This window comes from Planotetraspora sp. A-T 1434 (genome assembly GCF_025420585.1).
Taxonomy (GTDB): Bacteria; Actinomycetota; Actinomycetes; order Streptosporangiales; family Streptosporangiaceae; genus JAOEGB01.
In genome coordinates this window covers 239,163-254,120 of the sequence record NZ_JAOEGB010000004.1, presented here as the reverse complement: position 1 = coordinate 254,120, position 14,958 = coordinate 239,163, and the positions used below count along the sequence as shown (strand labels likewise).

Genomic DNA, 14,958 nt, shown 5'->3' with positions numbered 1-14,958 from the left:
AGAACCCCTCGCGCAAGCCGTACACCAATGTGAGAAGGGGCCGATGACAGAGCCAGCCGACGCCGCGGCCAAGCAGGAACAGGGGGCCGACCCGAGGGCCGGCGAAAAGAACCATCGCCCGGATGCCGAGCCGGGGGCACGACCGGACACCGGCTTACGGGCCGAGGGCATCTCCAAGCGCTTCGCCGGGGTCCGGGCGCTCCGCGACGTGACGCTCGACTTCCCCGCCGGCCAGGTGACCGCGCTGATGGGCGAGAACGGCGCGGGCAAGTCCACGCTCATCAAGATCATCAACGGTGACTACATCCCCGACGAGGGCCGGATCACCCTCGGCGGCGAGCCCGTCGACCTCCACACGCCCGCCGACGCCCGCCGTCTCGGCATCCGGGTGATCGCCCAGGAGCCGGAGATCATCCCGCACGTGTCGGTCGCGGAGAACGTCTACGCCGGGTCGCTCCCCCGCCGTTCCGGCCTGCTCACCCGGCGGGTCCTCGACCGTACGGCCCTGCGCGAGCGGATGCGCGACGACCTCGTGCGGCTCGGCTTCGAGCGCGCGCTGGACCCGGACGCGCTGGGGTCGTCGCTGACGGCCGCCCAGCGGCAGCTCGTGGAGATCCTCCGCGCCATGACGACCGAGGCCAAGGTCATCGCCTTCGACGAGCCGACCTCCTCCCTCGGCGAGCACGAGGTGGACGCGCTGTTCGGGCTGATCAGGCGGCTTCGCGAGCAGGGGCTCGCCATCGTCTACGTGTCGCACCGGCTCCAGGAGATCTTCCGGCTCGCCGACCGCATCGCCGTGCTCCGCGACGGCGCGCTGGTGGGCGTTCGGCCGGTGGCGGAGACCGGCGAGGGTGAGCTGGTCCGGATGATGGTCGGCCGCGACCTGTCGGCCATGTTCGCCCGCGAGCAGGCCGCGACCGCCGACGAGGTCGTGCTCGACGTGCGCGACGTGACCACCGACGACGTCCGCGACATCAGCCTCCAGGTGCGGGCGGGCGAGGTCGTCGCGCTCGCCGGGCTGGTCGGCGCCGGGCGGTCCGAGCTGGCGGGCGCCCTGGTGGGCGACCTGCCGATCCGCGACGGCCAGGTGCTGGTCGAGGGGAGGCCGCTGCGCCTCCGCCAGCCGCAGGACGCGGTCCGGGCCGGCATCGGCTACGCGCCGGAGGAGCGCAAGGCGCAGGCCCTCTTCCTGTCCCGGAGCGTGCGCGACAACACGACGCTCGCCGTGCTCGACCGGCTCCGCCGGTTCCGGTTCGTACGGCGGGGCGAGGAGCGCCGCGTCGCCCAGGAGTACGTCGAGCGGCTCCGCGTGCGCACGCCGTCCATCGAGCACGAGGTCCGGAAGCTCTCGGGCGGGAACCAGCAGAAGGTCGTGCTGGCCAGATGGCTGGCCCGGCGGCCGAAGGTGCTGATCCTCGACGAGCCGACCCGCGGCATCGACGTCGGCGCCAAGGCCGAGATCTACCACATCATCGCCGACCTGGCCCGCACGGGCGTGGCGGTCCTCGTCATCTCATCCGAACTGCCCGAGGTGCTCGGCCTCGCCGACCGCATCGTGGTGATGCAGAACGGGCGGATCACCGGGGAGCTGTCCCGCGAGGAGGCCTCCGAGGAGGCGATCCTCGCCCTCGCCATGGTCGACGACCTCACCGCTGCGGTCTCCGGAGCGGCCACCACCCAAGCGACGAATTCTGGAGAAGCGCAGTGACCACCACCTCCGTGCAAGCGGGGCCCGGCGAGCAGGCCCCGGAGTCCCGCCGCCGCCTGGGCGACCTGATCGGCGCCGTCGGGGCGCAGAACCTGATCCTCGTGCTGGCGATCGTGCTGGTCGTGGTGGTCTTCGGCGTGATCAACCCCGGCTACCTGGCCTGGGCCAACATCCGCGTGATCGCCGACGCCGTCACCATCGCCGGACTGCTGGCCGTCGTCCAGACCGTGGTCATCATCTGCGGGGCGCTCGACATCTCGGTCGGCTCGGCCACCGGCGTCGCGTCGGTCGTGAGCGCGATGGCGTTCACCGCGACGCAGAACGCGCTGGCCAGCATGGGTCTGGCGATCGTCGTCGGGCTCGTCCTCGGGCTCGTCAACGGCGTCATCATCGTCTACGGCCGGGTCAACCCGGTCATCGCGACCCTGGCGACGCTGGCGGCCTACCGCGGGTTCGCCCAGCTACTGTCCAACGGGGCGGCCATGGGCTTCGTGCTCGGCGACGACCTGTGGATCTTCATCTCCCGGGGCTCCCTGCTCGGCCTGCCGACGCTGATGTGGATCCTCGCAGCCGTGGCGCTCGCCATCCACCTCCTGCTGAAGTACACCGACATCGGACGGAACATCTACGCCATCGGCGGCAACGACACCGCCGCCCGCCTCGCCGGGATCAACATCAACAAGTACCTCATCGCGGTCTACGCGCTGGCCGGGGTCGTCTCCGCGATCGCCGGCATCATCCTCACGGCGCGGACCGGCTTCGGCCACCCCACCTCGGGCAGCTCGGGCCTGGAGCTGAAGGCCATCACCGCCGCCGCGCTGGGCGGCTGCGCGCTCGCCGGAGGCAAGGGCGGCGTCGGCGGCACGCTGCTCGCGATGGTCCTGCTCGGCGCCCTGGAGAACGGCCTGACCCTGAACAACATCAGCACCTTCTGGCAGAACGTCGCCCAGGGGGCGCTGCTCGTCATCGCGGTCGTCATCCAGCAGCGGCGGAGCGGCGAACGCGCCGTCGGGCTGCCGACCTGAGGATCTCTGAGGAGGGATCGTGTACGAACAAATCGAGGTCCTTACCGTCGACCCGGCCAGGACGCGGGTCTACGAGCACGGCTGGCAGTCGTGGGGCCCCTCGACGGACTACCCCGTGACCGGCTCCGGCCTGCGGCCGGTCAAGCCGGTGACGCAGACCATGAGCTACCGGCCCGGGATGCCCGGCCCGGAGCTGGGCTTCCAGGGCGAGGGCCTGCTCGCCGTCGAGCTCGGCGACGGCTCCACGGTGGTGTACGGCTGCGCCGACGGCATCACGAGCGTCGCCTCCATCCGGGCGGAGCTGTCCGGCGACCGGCTCACCATCAGCGCCGACGGGCCGGTGGACGTCCAGACGCATGCCGGGACGATGTACCAGGCCCTGGCCACCTGGGCGGACGGCTTCGCCGTACGGGCGGGGAACGGGCCGATCCGGCCCGGGCCCACGGCATGGTGCTCCTGGTACCACTATTTCGAGAACGTCACCGAAGCCGACATCGACGAGAACCTGCGGGCGATCACCGACGCGGAGCTGCCCGTCGACGTGCTGCAGATCGACGACGGCTGGGAGGCCGAGATCGGCGACTGGCTGGACCTGTCCGACCGGTTCGCCTCCCTGGAGGCGCTGACCAAGCGGATCAAGGAGGCGGGCCTGCGCGCCGGGATCTGGGTCGCGCCGTTCCTCGCCGGGTCGCACAGCGCCGTCGTCCGCGACCACCCCGAATGGCTGATCGGCCACACCGCCGGGGAGCCCGCCGACGCGGGGCACAACTGGGACCAGGACCTTTCCGCGCTCGACGCCACCCACCCGGGGGCCGCGGCCTACCTGCGCGAGACGTTCGGCATGCTCCGCGACGCCGGTTTCGACTACTTCAAGATCGACTTCCTCTACGCGGGGGCGCTCGACGGGCCGCGGCACTCGGGAGCCGGCCCGCTCGAGGCGTACCGCGAGGGGCTGCGGGTGATCAGGGAGGCCATCGGGACGGAGTCGTACCTGCTGGGATGCGGCGCGCCCATCCTGCCGAGCGTCGGCCTGTTCGACGCGATGCGGGTCTCCGCCGACACCGCCCCGAAGTACGAGCCGTGGTACGGCGACCCCGCCCTGCCCGGCCAGCTCGGCGCGGCGCTGTCCACCATCGGCCGGGCCTGGCAGCACGGCCGGTTCTGGGTCAACGATCCGGACTGCCTGATCGTGCGCCCGGAGGTCGAGCGCCGGGAGGACTGGGCCGAGGTGATCGAGCGCTACGGCGGCCTGCGGGTCTCGTCCGACCGGATCGCCTCGCTCGACGACTGGGGCATGGAGACCACGCGACGGCTCCTCACCGACGTTCCGCCGCCGACCCCGTTCCCGTAGTTCCCGTAGTTCCCGTAGTGGGCGTTGCCGTAAGAAGGCGGGCGAACCGGGCGGCGACCCGGTCCCAGCCCCACTCCTCCTCGATCCAGGCCCGGCCCCGCTCCCCCATCGCGCGGGCGCGGGCCGGATCGGCCAGCAACTCCACCAGAGCACGGGCGATCCCGGCGGGCGACGTGCCGTCGACCACCAGGCCGGTCTCGCCGTGCCGTACGGCGTCGGGGGCGCCACCGGAGGAGCCCGCCACGACGGGGAGGCCGGTGGCCGACGCCTCCAGATAGACGATGCCGAGCCCCTCGACATCCAGCCCGGCCAGTCTGGTGCGGCACGGCATCGCGAACACGTCGCCCGCGTCGTAGTAGGCGGGCAGGGCGGTCCACGGCACCGATCCGGTGAAGACGACCGACTCCTTCACGCCGTGCCGTGCGGCCGCCCGTTGGAGCGCCTGACGGGACGGGCCGCCGCCGACCAGCAGCAGCGCCGCGTCGGGGACGTGGCGGAGCACCCCCGGCCAGGCGCGGACCAGCATGTCCTGGCCCTTGCGGAGCACCAGCCGCGAGACGCAGACGACCACCGGCCGCCCCTCCAGGCCCAGCGACTTGCGAACGTCGTCGCCGCCCGCCCCGGGGTGGAACACCGAGGTGTCCACGCCGGGCGCCAGCCGTACGAGCTTGGACTCGGGGATCACCGGCGCGAGCCTGCGGCGCGTGTAGCCGCCGAGGTAGGTCACGACGTCGGCTCCCTCGCCGATGCGGCGGAGCAGGCCACGGGCGAGCGGGAGCCGCGCCCAGGACGCCTCGTGCCCGTGGGTCAGCATCACGACGCGGCTGGGTCCGGCGGCCCGTACGGCCGGCGCGAGCAGGCCCAGCGGGGCAGCCGCGCCGAAGACCACGGTGTCGCAGTCTCTCGCCAGCACCGCCGCCGTCCTGGCGACCCGCCGCGTGGGCAGCATGAGCGTGCCGGGATGCCGCACCACTTCGTACGGCTGACGCACGTCGAAGGACTCGCATCCCTCCCACCGGGGGGCGTAGACCGTCACGGATTCCGGCGGCCGCCGAGAGGCCAGCCCATGGACGAACGCCTGAATCCCCCCGGCCCGAGGCGGAAAGTCATTCGTGACGATCAGCGTCCTCCCCATCCCCGCACCCCTTCCCCGTGATCATGCACACATTCCCGCTCGCGGCCCGCGACCGGCCCATCCTCCATGCGTGATCATGCACGGATTCCCCGGCGTCCCGCACCGCCAGGGCCATTCGCTCGCGTGATCATGCGAAGACAAGGTCGCAATCCGCATGGTGGCAGCTCCGCGCGGTGGCCGTTCCGCTTTCGCGGGATAGCGGGGAGTCCGCGCATGATCACGCATGGAGGATGGGCTTGGTTAGGGGGCGGAAACGGGAATCCGTGCATGATCACAACATGATCAGGGGGAAGAGGGGACGGTGGGGATGCCCAGCTGCTCAGGAAGGGAGGCCAGCCAGTCTCGGGTCAGCTCCGCCTGGGTGATGCCCAGGGTCTCCCACAGGGCCGGGGCGATCCCCTCGCGGTCCCGGTCGCCCTGGTCGCCCTGGCCCTGCTCGCCCTGGCCCTGGTCGCCCTGGTCCTGCTCGCCCTGGCCCTGCTCGCCCTGGCCCTGCTCGCCCTGGCCCTGCTCGCCTTGGTCCTGCTCGCCTTGGTCCTGGTCGCCCTGGCCCTGGTGACGCAGGGCCGCGCGGTAGAGCTTCACCAGCTTCCGCTCGCCGAAGCGCCCGGCGATGTACCGGCAGACCAGCCACGCCTCCTCGTACGCCTGCGCCAGCCGTGCCGACCCGGCCCGAAAGTCCGCGCGCCCCGGCAGCTCGCGCGGCAGGGCCCCGGCCCGGACTTCGGCGGCGAGCTCGGCGGCGACGGTCCGCGCCGAGAGCCCGCTGCCGAGGTAGCCCACATAGTCGGCGAAGCCCTCCACGAGCCACGCCGGCAGGTCGCCGGTGACCGCCGCTCCGGTGGCCACGTGGACCAGCTCGTGGGCGAGCACGACCTGGCGGCCGGTCGGGGTCAGCCGGGCGAATCCGTCCGGCTCGATGATGACCCGGCCCACCCCGGCGAGCGCCGCCAGGCCCTCCACCCGTGCGGGTGCGGCCAGCACCTCCGCCTGCTCCGCCGTCGCCGGGACGAGGACCACCGCGTCCACCGGGCCCCAGACCCGGGCGACCGTACGGCTCGCGCGGTCGGCCAGCACGGACAGGTCGGCGACCAGGCGACGGGGTCCTCCCACGACGATCGTGTGCTCTCCCCTGGCGACGGACGCCTGGGCCCACATCCCGGGGTGCTCCCGGATGATCGCCCTGGCCTCCGGCAGCAGCGGATCGGGCGGCCCGGCCCCGGTGAGTGCGCAAAGCAGCCCGCACAGTAGGCCGCCCAGCGGCACAGCCGCCGCACACCGGCCGAGAGCACGCATGCCGAGCATCGTATTGACTCCACCTCCACCGGAAGGCGGGGGCTCGGTTCGCGCGTCACCGCTCGGGGATCCTGGCGTCTCCCTCCGCACCGGAGCCGGCCCGTGCGCTCGGCGTGACCTGCCGGGAAGTGCCCGACGCTGGCCGAGGCCGATGAGCTGGCTCAACGCGCAGGTTCGCATGGGAGCGCTGGAACGTCAGAGCGACGACCTGGCGCGGGTGCTCGGCAGGCCCGCCCAGCGCGTCGCCGACCGTCTGCCGAGCCAGCCGCCCGTGTACCTGCGGCAGGCACAGCACCTTTCCGTGCGGGGTGACGCCGAACTATCGTCGCGATCATGTTGATCGACGAGGTGACCGGGATCCTTCTCGAGGCGGCCGAGGTCGCGGTCCTTCCCCGCTTCCGGGCACTGGCCGAGGGGGAGGTCCACGAGAAGTCGCCCGGCGAGGTTGTCACCGTGGCGGACCGGGAGGCGGAGGAGCTGATCAGCCGTCGGCTTCGTGAGGTGGTGGATGCCCCGGTCGTCGGCGAGGAGGCCACGGCCCGCGATCCTCGGCAGGTCGCGGCACTGTGGGAGGCCCCGGAGGCCTGGCTCGTCGATCCGCTGGACGGGACGTCGAACTTCGTGGCGGGCCGTCCCGAGTACGCGGTGATGGCGGCGCTCGTACGCGGCGGGGAGACTGTCGCGGCGTGGATCGTGCGCCCGGCGGAGGACCGCGTCTACGTGGCCGAGCGGGGTTCGGGGGCCTGGCGGGACGGGGTCCGGGTGCGCCGGGGTCCGGCTCCCGCCGATCCGGCGGAGCTGCGCGGGGCGGCGCTGACAAGGTTCCTCGATCCCCCGGCACTGGCACGTGCCGAGGCGACAGCGCCCCGGTTCGCCGAGCTGGGGCCAGGCACCGGCTGCGCGGGCGTGGACTATCCACGGCTTCTGGACGGCGAGCAGGACTTCGTCCTCTTCCAGCGGACGCTGCCCTGGGACCACGCGCCGGGCGTCCTGCTGCTGACCGAGGCGGGCGGTGTCGCCCGCCGCCCGGACGGGAGCGCCTACCGGGCCGCGGACCCGCGTCCGGGCTTACTCAACGCCGCCGACCTAGCCTGCTGGAACACTGTGCGCCCGCTGCTCCTGCATCGAAATTGTCGTACCGCTCAGGCAGGATCGCGGAAGCGCGCTGACCGCACGGGTTCGAGCGAAGACGGGAGAGGAATGCCAGAGGGAGCGAACGCACCGCGGATACGCCTTGAGCCCTGGGCGGACGCAGAGGCCCACCTTGACCTGCTGCGTCGCAACAACACACCGGAGATGACAGAGCATCTGGGAGGTCCAGAGACGGAAGAGGCGGTCCTCGCACGTCACAAGCGGTATGCCCAGGTCGGCGAGCCGGGGACCGGTCAAATGTTCCGCATCCTCCTGCTTCCTGGGCTGGAGGCGGTCGGCGCCATCGGGTACTGGGAGCGTGTCTGGCGGGAGGAGACCGTGTACGAGACGGGTTGGGGCGTCCTGCCAGAGTTCCAGGGCAGAGGCATAGCGGTCGCGGCCGCCACCGCAGCCGTCGCGAATGCCAGGGCCGAGGGGAAACACAGATACATACACGCGTTCCCGTCCGTCGACCATCCCGCGTCGAACGCGATCTGCCAGAGGGCAGGCTTCCGGCTCGTCGGTGAGTGTGACTTCGAATACCCGCCGGGGAGCGTCATGCGATGTAACGACTGGCGCCTGGACCTAACCGCGGCACCGTAGGGCGGGCTTCAGAGCATGAGCGGAGGCGCCGGAGGCTCATGACTCTTCGAGAAATGCTTCGTACCTTCGTGTTGGCGGTGACCCCGACCGCCGGAGTGGCCGCCGGAGCGTCCGCGGGACCGTTCCGGCGGCGGCCGACCCTCCGGTCTCAATCCGGCGGATCGATCCTTCTACTCCCTGGGATCCGCCTTCGAGACCAGGGGTGAAAGAACTTCGACCAGGAGCAAGGAACCTGCCACCAGCAAAAGGCGAAGGGCGTGGTGGCTCAACTACAAACAGTAATCTCCTCCTGTGCCAGGAATCGATCACGAGATGACCATAGAACTCATCCACAACCGGCCCATGATCGCCGTGGAACTGCTGCGGGACGCCGCCGGGGTCCAGCCGCCCCCATTCGCAACCGCCACGGTGGAGGCAGTGGATTGCACACAACTGGCACCAGTGGAGTTCCGCGCCGACTCCGTAGTTGTGCTGCGCGACGCCGAAGGTAAAGCCGAGTTGGCCCTCATCGTGGAGGTGCAGAACCGCCACGACGCCCGCAAAAGGTTCAGCTGGCCCGTTTATGCAACTGCATTGCGGGCCCGCCTGGAGTGCCCCACCGCCCTCATGGTCATCTGCCGAAGCGCGGGCGTGGCCCGCTGGTGCGAGCAGGTCATCAATCTGGGTCCCAGCGGCACGATCACCCCTCTGGCCGTCCAGCCCACCCGCATTCCGCTGATCATCGACCCGGTCAAGGCGCGCGCGTATCCAGAGCTGGCCGTTCTGTCAGCCCTGGCACACGCGGAGGAGCCGGAGGGCCGAGCAGCGCTGGAGGCCATGATCACAGCGATGGACACCCTGGACGAGGACCGGATCAAGCTATATTTGAATTACGTGTTCGACGCGCTACCGACCGTGGCGCGCAAGCACCTGGAGGAGATCGTGACGACCACGAGCGACCGCTACGAGCGCGCTGCCCGGCAGTACCTCTCCCACTGGGTCGAGCAGGGCCGTCAAGAAGGACTCGCGGAAGGACTCGCGGAAGGACTCGCGGAAGGGCTCGCGAAGGGCGAAGCGGATTCGATTTTGGCCGTCCTCGACGCCCGCGGACTGGAAATTTCTCCTGACACGCACAACCGGATCGCCCGGTGCAAGGACCCTGACCTGCTCAGGGCCTGGGTCCGCCGGGCCGCCATCGTGAACTCCGCCGACGAAATCTTCACCTGAGCCCACATCCTTGCGGCGGCGGGCCTCTCAGCAGAGACATCCGCGAAGACAGCCACGGACATCTCTGCTGAGAAGAGGCCATTCTTTCTGAAGAGCCGTCAGGCGCCGGGGCGGACGGCTCCGGCGAAGGTGCGCCTGCGGTAGGAGTCCAGCCTGTCGATCCGGACGCGCGCGCCGGTGTGCGGCGAGTGGATCATCTTGCCGTGTCCGACGTAGATGCCGACGTGGCCGCCGCCGCTCGTGAAGATGAGGTCACCAGGCTTGAGGTGGCCCCAGGAGATCTTCTTCCGGACGGCGCTCCGCATGGACCATGTCGTACGGGGCAGCCTGACGCCGGCCTTGCGCCAGGCGAACTGCACGAGGCCCGAGCAGTCGAACGCCCGCGGGCCGGTGGCTCCCCACCGGTACGGGTCGCCGATGTGCCGCTTGGCCGCCGCGACGGCCCGCCGAGCCCTGGCCCGCTGGCGTGCGGCCTTGCTCAGCTTCATCTTCTTCTTGAACCTCTTGGCCGACGCCTTCTTCGACGTCGACTGGGTGGAGACGGTCTTCGCGGCCGTCGCCGTGGCCACCTTCGTGACCGTGACTGCCACCGTGTCGGCCGACGCGGGAGGTACGGAGATGGCTCCGACTGAAGCGGTCAGCGCGACGCCCCCCAGGGAGAGGCGGGCAATACGGGACAGACGTGCGGGGGTGGTAGACAGGATCTCTCCTATGGTCTTCCGCTTGCGCCTACCGGGTTAGCTGACGGATTCGGGCAGGGAAGTCGCCCTACGGCGCTGTGAGCGCCGATTCACCCCGGACCTTCACCGAAGGTCGAATGGTTCCCCGGCTCCGTGCCTCCTGACTGCACGGACTCGGCAGGTCACCGCCGCCAAGAGATCCCTTTGGGGGGATGGTGGTTGACGACGACGGCGACATGTGGATTTTGCGGTGCGAAATCGGCCGGGTGGCCGATCTTTCCGGCGGGCATGGCGTGCTCGCCGCGGGCCAGAAGCTACCGAGCGATTCCCGCTTCAGGCAAAGCGCGGACCATGAACAGAGATCAAACGAGGCCGTAGGCAAAGAGAAAGCCGCAGCATACCCATGCCTTATTTACCTAAATGTGATGCTGCTCACAATTAACGGAACAGAACCTGAACGTTGTCACATTGGTCACATCAGTCACAGAAGTTATGATCTTAAGGGCGTACGGCACCGATGGCGTTGTACTCGGAGAGTGTGACAATCTTCACTACTTCCCCCGTCTGAGGGGCGTGGACGACCTTGCCGTCACCCGCGTACAGACCAACGTGTCCGTAACCCGCGTGAAAGAGCAGATCCCCCGGCTGGAGTTCGTCGAGCGACACCCGGCGGCTCGCGCCCCACGCCCACTGCTCGTAGCTGGTCCGGGGAAGGCCGACGCCACCCGCCGCCCAGGAAGCCTGGACGAGCCCCGAGCAGTCCCATGCGCCCGGGCCGGTCCCGCCGTACCGGTACGGCTTGCCGACCTGCTTGTAGGCGAACTCCAGAGCCGCCCGCGCGTTGCCGGACGCCGGGCCGTTGTAGACGACGCCGGGGCTGTTCGGATTGCCGGCGTTGAAGACTCCGAGGTCGCGAAGCAGCCGCGTCTGCCGCTTGACGAGCTTCTCGACCTGATCCTTCTGCTCCGCCAGGTCCGCCTTGACCTTCGCGGCCTGGTCGAACACCGCCTTCTTCTGGTCCCGCTGCTGCTTGAGGCCCTTGATGGCGCTCTCGTACTCCTGAAGCTGCGTCGTCCGCGCCAGGGAGACCTGGTCGAGCGCGGCGAGGCCGCTGAGCGTCGCCTCCGGGGCCGAGCTGTAGAACACGCCGCCCCATGACCCGAAGTCGCCGGTCTGGTAGCCGTTCACCGCCATCGAGACGAGGCCCTGCCGGAGCGCTTCGACCCTGCTGTACCGCTGCTTGTAGTCGTCGTTCAGCGCGCCGTACTGCTTCTTGGCCTTCTTCCACTTCTCGTTGGCCGCGTTGTAGCGGTCGACGAGCTGGTCGGCCTGCGTGTTGAGCTTGTGCAGCTTGGCCTTGACCTGTGCGGCTGTGGGCTTCGGATCGGCCTGCGCGCCCGCGATCGGCAGCAACAGAAACGCGGTGGCCAGTCCAGCGGCCACCGGTACACGCCCTCGCACTCAGGCCCCCTGGGAATAGTCCGAAACCCGCGGCGCGACTCTACTCAGGCGATCATGAAGCTTCAACCTATTCGCAGGTATTCACGGCATTCATGACTCAGAGCAAGGGGTAAGAGCCGTACCGTGATCAGCTGCGGCCGAGGCGGCGGAGCAGCAGCGTGGAGGGGACCGGCCGGGCGCCCATCCGCCGCACGGACTCGGCGACCTCCCGATCGGAGGACACGACGGCGATCTGCCTCCCCGCGGGCTCGGCGCGCACGAGTTGCCGGATCAGGTCGTCGGCGATCTCGCCCGGCGCGCTGAACATGACCCGCACCCCGCGCGGCGCCGACACCTGGACCGGCCCGTTAAGCTCTGCGCCGTCGAACACACAGGTCACCTCCACCCGGGCCTGTACGGCGAGGCCGCCGAGGCCCGTGAGGAGCCGGGCACGCTGGTCGGCCAGGGTGAGCGACGGATAGCCCGTCTTCGTGACGTTGTACCCGTCGATGATCAAGTGGAGATGCGGGATCGCGAGCAGCTGGTCGAGCAGTTGAGGATCGTCGTTGGCGAGCGCCCGCGCGGGGACCGCGCCGACACTGGGAGCGCCCGGCGTCACCGCCGTCACGTAGTCGGCCGGCCTGCTGATCGTGGTGGGGAGGGCGAGCTCCTTGCGCAGCCCGGCCACCGAGTCCTGGAGGGCGTCCATGAGGACGCGGATCCGGGCGTCCTCCACGCTGCGCCCCTCACGGGCGGCCCGGCGGCTCGCCTCCAGCTGGCGCTCGGCGTCGGCGAGGCGCTCCTTGAGCCTGCGGATCTCGGTCTCCGCCGCGCCGTTCGCGCCCGCGACCTTGGCCCGCGTCTCCGCGGTCTCCGCCTCCAGCTCGGCCGCCCTCGCCTCGGCGGCCTTGACCCGCTCGCGGGCGTCGTGCAGCTTCCGCCGCAGGTCGGAGTTCTCCGCGCGCGCGGCCCTGAGTTGCTCGCGGACCCGGTCCACCTCTTCTTTGGCGGCGGCGCGCTGGGCCGCGAGCTGCTCGCGCAGCCGCGTCTCCGCCTGCTCCCGCTGCGTGCCGATAGATGCCGCCTGCTCCAGGTCGGCCCGCGCCTGCTCCACCATGTCCGGCCAGCCGGGCGGGCGCGTCAGGTAGGCGGCGGCGGCGACCAGCACCGGCTCGGCCGCCGGTGGCACCGTGCCCTCGGCGAGGCCGGCCACCAGCTCGGGCCAGGCCGTCTGGATCGCCTCGGCTACCAGCTCGCGGAACTCCTTGTCGCTCTCCAGCTGGGCGGCGATCGGAGCGCTGCCGAGGCGGGCGCGCTTGCGCGGGTCGAACTTCGCGATTCCCCGCAGCGGGGGCGGAACCGTGGCCGCGGGCATCGAGCCCAGCACCTGCGCCGCGAGCTCCACGACATGTAACCGGACCTGCTCGGGCAACGGACGAGACAGGCCCTCTCCGGCTGAACTCATCCTGTCGCTCCTTGTACTTGTCCTTCATCCAAGGGTACGGCTGCCGCGCCCATGGGAGAGTCGCCTTCGCGATCTCCCCTCCGCCGGCGATCGCCCATCCGGCGGCGGCCTCCTGCCAGGCCTCGGGCTCCCGCCGGTCGCGATCTCCTGCCCGCGGCGGGCTGCGCGATAACCCCTGGCCGCCCTCGCGGGCGCGAACATACGCTGTCCGGATGCTCAAGCCTCCCTACCCCATCGAAACCCCCCGGCTGCTGCTCCGTCCCTTCGCCCCCGGCGACCTCGATGACCTGCACTCCTTCCGCTCCCTCCCCGAGGTGACCCGCTATCTCTACTGGGAGCCGCACACCCGCGAGGAGACGAGGGCCGTGCTGGAGGAGAAGATCGGCGGCTCGGAGCTCCGGGTGGAGGGGCGGGCGCTGAGCGTCGCCGCCGAGTCGCGGGAGAGCGGCGCCCTGATCGGGGACCTGAGCCTGTACTGGCGGAGCCGCGAGCACCGCCAGGGGGAGATCGGGTTCGTCTTCCATCCCGGCCACCAGGGCCGCGGGCTGGCCACGGAGGCCGCGCGGGAGATCCTCAGGCTGGGGTTCGACGGCCTGGGGCTGCACCGGATATTCGGCCGCTGCGACGCGCGCAACACCGCCTCGGCCAGGCTCATGGAGCGCCTCGGCATGCGTCGCGAGGCCCACCTGGTGGAGAACGAGCTGTTCAAGGGCGAGTGGGGCGATGAGCTGATCTACGCGATGCTCCGCCGCGAGTGGACGGAGAGCGCGCCCGGCTAATCCACCTTGTCCGGGTAGGAAATAAGTCTATATGCTGCGCGGTGTTGAGCCGGGCATATCCCCCGGACGGTGGCACTGAAGGAACAAGACGACATACTATGCGAACCACCTTTAAAACCGGCCTCTTCGCTTATACCGGCGCGGCACTTGCCCTGATGCTCGCCGCGTGCGGCACGAGCTCCACCCCCGAGACCGGTGCGTCCGCGCCGGGCAAGTCGGTCATCCTGATCAGCCCGAACCCCGTCGGCGTGAACAGCTTCCTCCAGTTGGGCGTCAAGGGCGCCCAGGCCGCGGCGAAGGAGATCGGCGCCTCGTTCAAGCTGTACGAGAGCAAGGACCCGAACAGCATCGCGCAGAACGTCGACGCGGCGGTCCGGGCGAAGCCGACGATCATCGTGGGCATCAGCTTCTCCTTCGACGACATCTTCAGCACCGTCCCCAAGCAGCACCCGGACCTGCAGTTCCTCGAGGTGGACTCCTGCGCCAAGACCCAGGCCCCCAACCTGACCTGCGTGTCCTTCAAGGAGCACGAGGCCGCCTACCTGGCCGGGGTCGAGGCCGGGATGCTGTCCAAGAGCGGCAAGATCGGCGTGGTCGCCCCCCTTGACACGCCCTTCATGCACCGGTGGATCGATCCGTTCTACGCCGGCGCCAAGTCGGTCAACCCCAAGACCGCCGGCACCACGCTCTACGTGGGCGGCAACAACCCCTTCAGTGACCCCGCGCGGGCCAAGTCGCAGACCCAGACGATGATCGGGCAAGGCGCCGACGTCGTCGCGGCGTCCGCGTCGGGCGGCAACCAGGGCGTGTTCGAGGCCGTGGCGGCGGCCGGCGCGAAGTCCTTCGGCGTCGACGTCAACCAGTGCGCCCAGAGCCCCGGGAACATCATCGACAACGTCATCAAGCACGTCGACGTGGCCGAGTCCGCCGCGATCAAGGACATCGCGGCGGGCAAGACCGGAGGCACCAAGGTGTACGGCCTGGCCGAGGGCGGCGTTGGCGTCAACGCGCTGGACGGCGACGTGGCGTCCTCGCAGTGCACCGTCGCCTCCAGTCCCGAGGTGATCGCGAAGGTCAAGCAGGTCCGCGACGACATCGTCGCGGGCAAGGTCACCGTCGCCGACCCGCTGGCGGGCTAG

Annotated in this window: 13 protein-coding genes and 1 riboswitch; of the genes, 8 read left to right on the top strand and 5 right to left on the bottom strand. The window is 70.4% G+C overall.

What is annotated here, in order from left to right; genetic code table 11:
• Positions 1 to 43: 43 nt before the first annotated feature.
• The 3 genes from N5079_RS07785 to N5079_RS07775 are packed head-to-tail and all read left to right on the top strand — an operon-like array spanning position 44 to position 4,084.
• Positions 44 to 1,708, top strand: a complete 1,665-nt coding sequence (locus N5079_RS07785) for a sugar ABC transporter ATP-binding protein (RefSeq protein WP_261582899.1) — start codon at positions 44 to 46, stop codon at positions 1,706 to 1,708.
• Positions 1,705 to 2,733: an ABC transporter permease gene (locus N5079_RS07780; protein WP_261582898.1), complete on the top strand. Its 1,029-nt coding sequence runs from the start codon at positions 1,705 to 1,707 to the stop codon at positions 2,731 to 2,733. The genes N5079_RS07785 and N5079_RS07780 overlap by 4 nt, the downstream gene beginning before the upstream one ends.
• Before the next feature lie 19 nt (positions 2,734 to 2,752).
• Complete coding sequence (locus N5079_RS07775) at positions 2,753 to 4,084, top strand: glycoside hydrolase family 36 protein (RefSeq protein WP_261582897.1); 1,332 nt, start codon at positions 2,753 to 2,755, stop codon at positions 4,082 to 4,084.
• On the opposite strand, the gene N5079_RS07770 is transcribed toward N5079_RS07775, so the two are convergent.
• Positions 4,050 to 5,219, bottom strand: coding sequence for a glycosyltransferase family 4 protein (locus tag N5079_RS07770; RefSeq protein ID WP_261582896.1), 1,170 nt, complete (start codon positions 5,217 to 5,219; stop codon positions 4,050 to 4,052). The two genes, N5079_RS07775 and N5079_RS07770, sit on opposite strands and share 35 nt — an antisense overlap.
• Before the next feature lie 282 nt (positions 5,220 to 5,501).
• On the bottom strand, positions 5,502 to 6,515 hold the full coding sequence (locus N5079_RS07765) for a hypothetical protein (RefSeq protein ID WP_261582895.1): 1,014 nt from the start codon (positions 6,513 to 6,515) through the stop codon (positions 5,502 to 5,504).
• A 151-nt stretch (positions 6,516 to 6,666) separates the two neighbouring features.
• Between N5079_RS07765 and N5079_RS07760 the strand changes: the two genes are divergently transcribed.
• The 3 genes from N5079_RS07760 to N5079_RS07750 all read left to right on the top strand — a co-directional run bounded on the left by N5079_RS07760 (position 6,667) and on the right by N5079_RS07750 (position 9,455).
• Complete coding sequence (locus N5079_RS07760; RefSeq protein ID WP_261582894.1) at positions 6,667 to 6,855, top strand: hypothetical protein; 189 nt, start codon at positions 6,667 to 6,669, stop codon at positions 6,853 to 6,855.
• Positions 6,849 to 8,249, top strand: a complete 1,401-nt coding sequence (locus tag N5079_RS07755; RefSeq protein WP_261582893.1) for an inositol monophosphatase family protein — start codon at positions 6,849 to 6,851, stop codon at positions 8,247 to 8,249. The genes N5079_RS07760 and N5079_RS07755 overlap by 7 nt, the downstream gene beginning before the upstream one ends.
• Before the next feature lie 342 nt (positions 8,250 to 8,591).
• On the top strand, positions 8,592 to 9,455 hold the full coding sequence (locus tag N5079_RS07750; protein WP_261582892.1) for a hypothetical protein: 864 nt from the start codon (positions 8,592 to 8,594) through the stop codon (positions 9,453 to 9,455).
• Between the two features lie 98 nt (positions 9,456 to 9,553).
• On the opposite strand, the gene N5079_RS07745 is transcribed toward N5079_RS07750, so the two are convergent.
• The 3 genes from N5079_RS07745 to N5079_RS07735 form a co-directional block, all read right to left on the bottom strand.
• Positions 9,554 to 10,024, bottom strand: coding sequence for a C40 family peptidase (locus tag N5079_RS07745; RefSeq protein ID WP_261582891.1), 471 nt, complete (start codon positions 10,022 to 10,024; stop codon positions 9,554 to 9,556).
• A 142-nt stretch (positions 10,025 to 10,166) separates the two neighbouring features.
• Positions 10,167 to 10,325: riboswitch (cyclic di-AMP (ydaO/yuaA leader) on the bottom strand.
• Positions 10,326 to 10,633: 308 nt separating this feature from the next.
• Positions 10,634 to 11,578: a C40 family peptidase gene (locus N5079_RS07740; RefSeq protein WP_261582890.1), complete on the bottom strand. Its 945-nt coding sequence runs from the start codon at positions 11,576 to 11,578 to the stop codon at positions 10,634 to 10,636.
• Between the two features lie 145 nt (positions 11,579 to 11,723).
• Positions 11,724 to 13,040: an NYN domain-containing protein gene (locus tag N5079_RS07735; RefSeq protein WP_261582889.1), complete on the bottom strand. Its 1,317-nt coding sequence runs from the start codon at positions 13,038 to 13,040 to the stop codon at positions 11,724 to 11,726.
• Between the two features lie 212 nt (positions 13,041 to 13,252).
• Between N5079_RS07735 and N5079_RS07730 the strand changes: the two genes are divergently transcribed.
• Together N5079_RS07730 and N5079_RS07725 are read left to right on the top strand one after the other, a co-directional pair.
• On the top strand, positions 13,253 to 13,819 hold the full coding sequence (locus N5079_RS07730; protein WP_261582888.1) for a GNAT family N-acetyltransferase: 567 nt from the start codon (positions 13,253 to 13,255) through the stop codon (positions 13,817 to 13,819).
• A 98-nt stretch (positions 13,820 to 13,917) separates the two neighbouring features.
• The gene (locus N5079_RS07725; RefSeq protein WP_261582887.1) at positions 13,918 to 14,958 is read left to right on the top strand and encodes a BMP family ABC transporter substrate-binding protein; all 1,041 of its coding nucleotides are present in this window, start codon (positions 13,918 to 13,920) and stop codon (positions 14,956 to 14,958) included.

Excerpts from the sequence above, each read along its gene's own strand:
- N5079_RS07730 (WP_261582888.1), top strand. The coding sequence starts at position 13,253 with ATGCTCAAGCCTCCCTACCCCATCGAAACCCCCCGGCTGCTGCTCCGT.
- N5079_RS07760 (WP_261582894.1), top strand. The coding sequence starts at position 6,667 with ATGAGCTGGCTCAACGCGCAGGTTCGCATGGGAGCGCTGGAACGTCAG.
- N5079_RS07770 (WP_261582896.1), bottom strand. The coding sequence starts at position 5,219 with ATGGGGAGGACGCTGATCGTCACGAATGACTTTCCGCCTCGGGCCGGG.
- N5079_RS07765 (WP_261582895.1), bottom strand. The coding sequence starts at position 6,515 with ATGCGTGCTCTCGGCCGGTGTGCGGCGGCTGTGCCGCTGGGCGGCCTA.
- N5079_RS07750 (WP_261582892.1), top strand. The coding sequence starts at position 8,592 with ATGATCGCCGTGGAACTGCTGCGGGACGCCGCCGGGGTCCAGCCGCCC.
- N5079_RS07735 (WP_261582889.1), bottom strand. The coding sequence starts at position 13,040 with ATGAGTTCAGCCGGAGAGGGCCTGTCTCGTCCGTTGCCCGAGCAGGTC.
- N5079_RS07755 (WP_261582893.1), top strand. The coding sequence starts at position 6,849 with ATGTTGATCGACGAGGTGACCGGGATCCTTCTCGAGGCGGCCGAGGTC.
- N5079_RS07785 (WP_261582899.1), top strand. The coding sequence starts at position 44 with ATGACAGAGCCAGCCGACGCCGCGGCCAAGCAGGAACAGGGGGCCGAC.
- N5079_RS07725 (WP_261582887.1), top strand. The coding sequence starts at position 13,918 with ATGCGAACCACCTTTAAAACCGGCCTCTTCGCTTATACCGGCGCGGCA.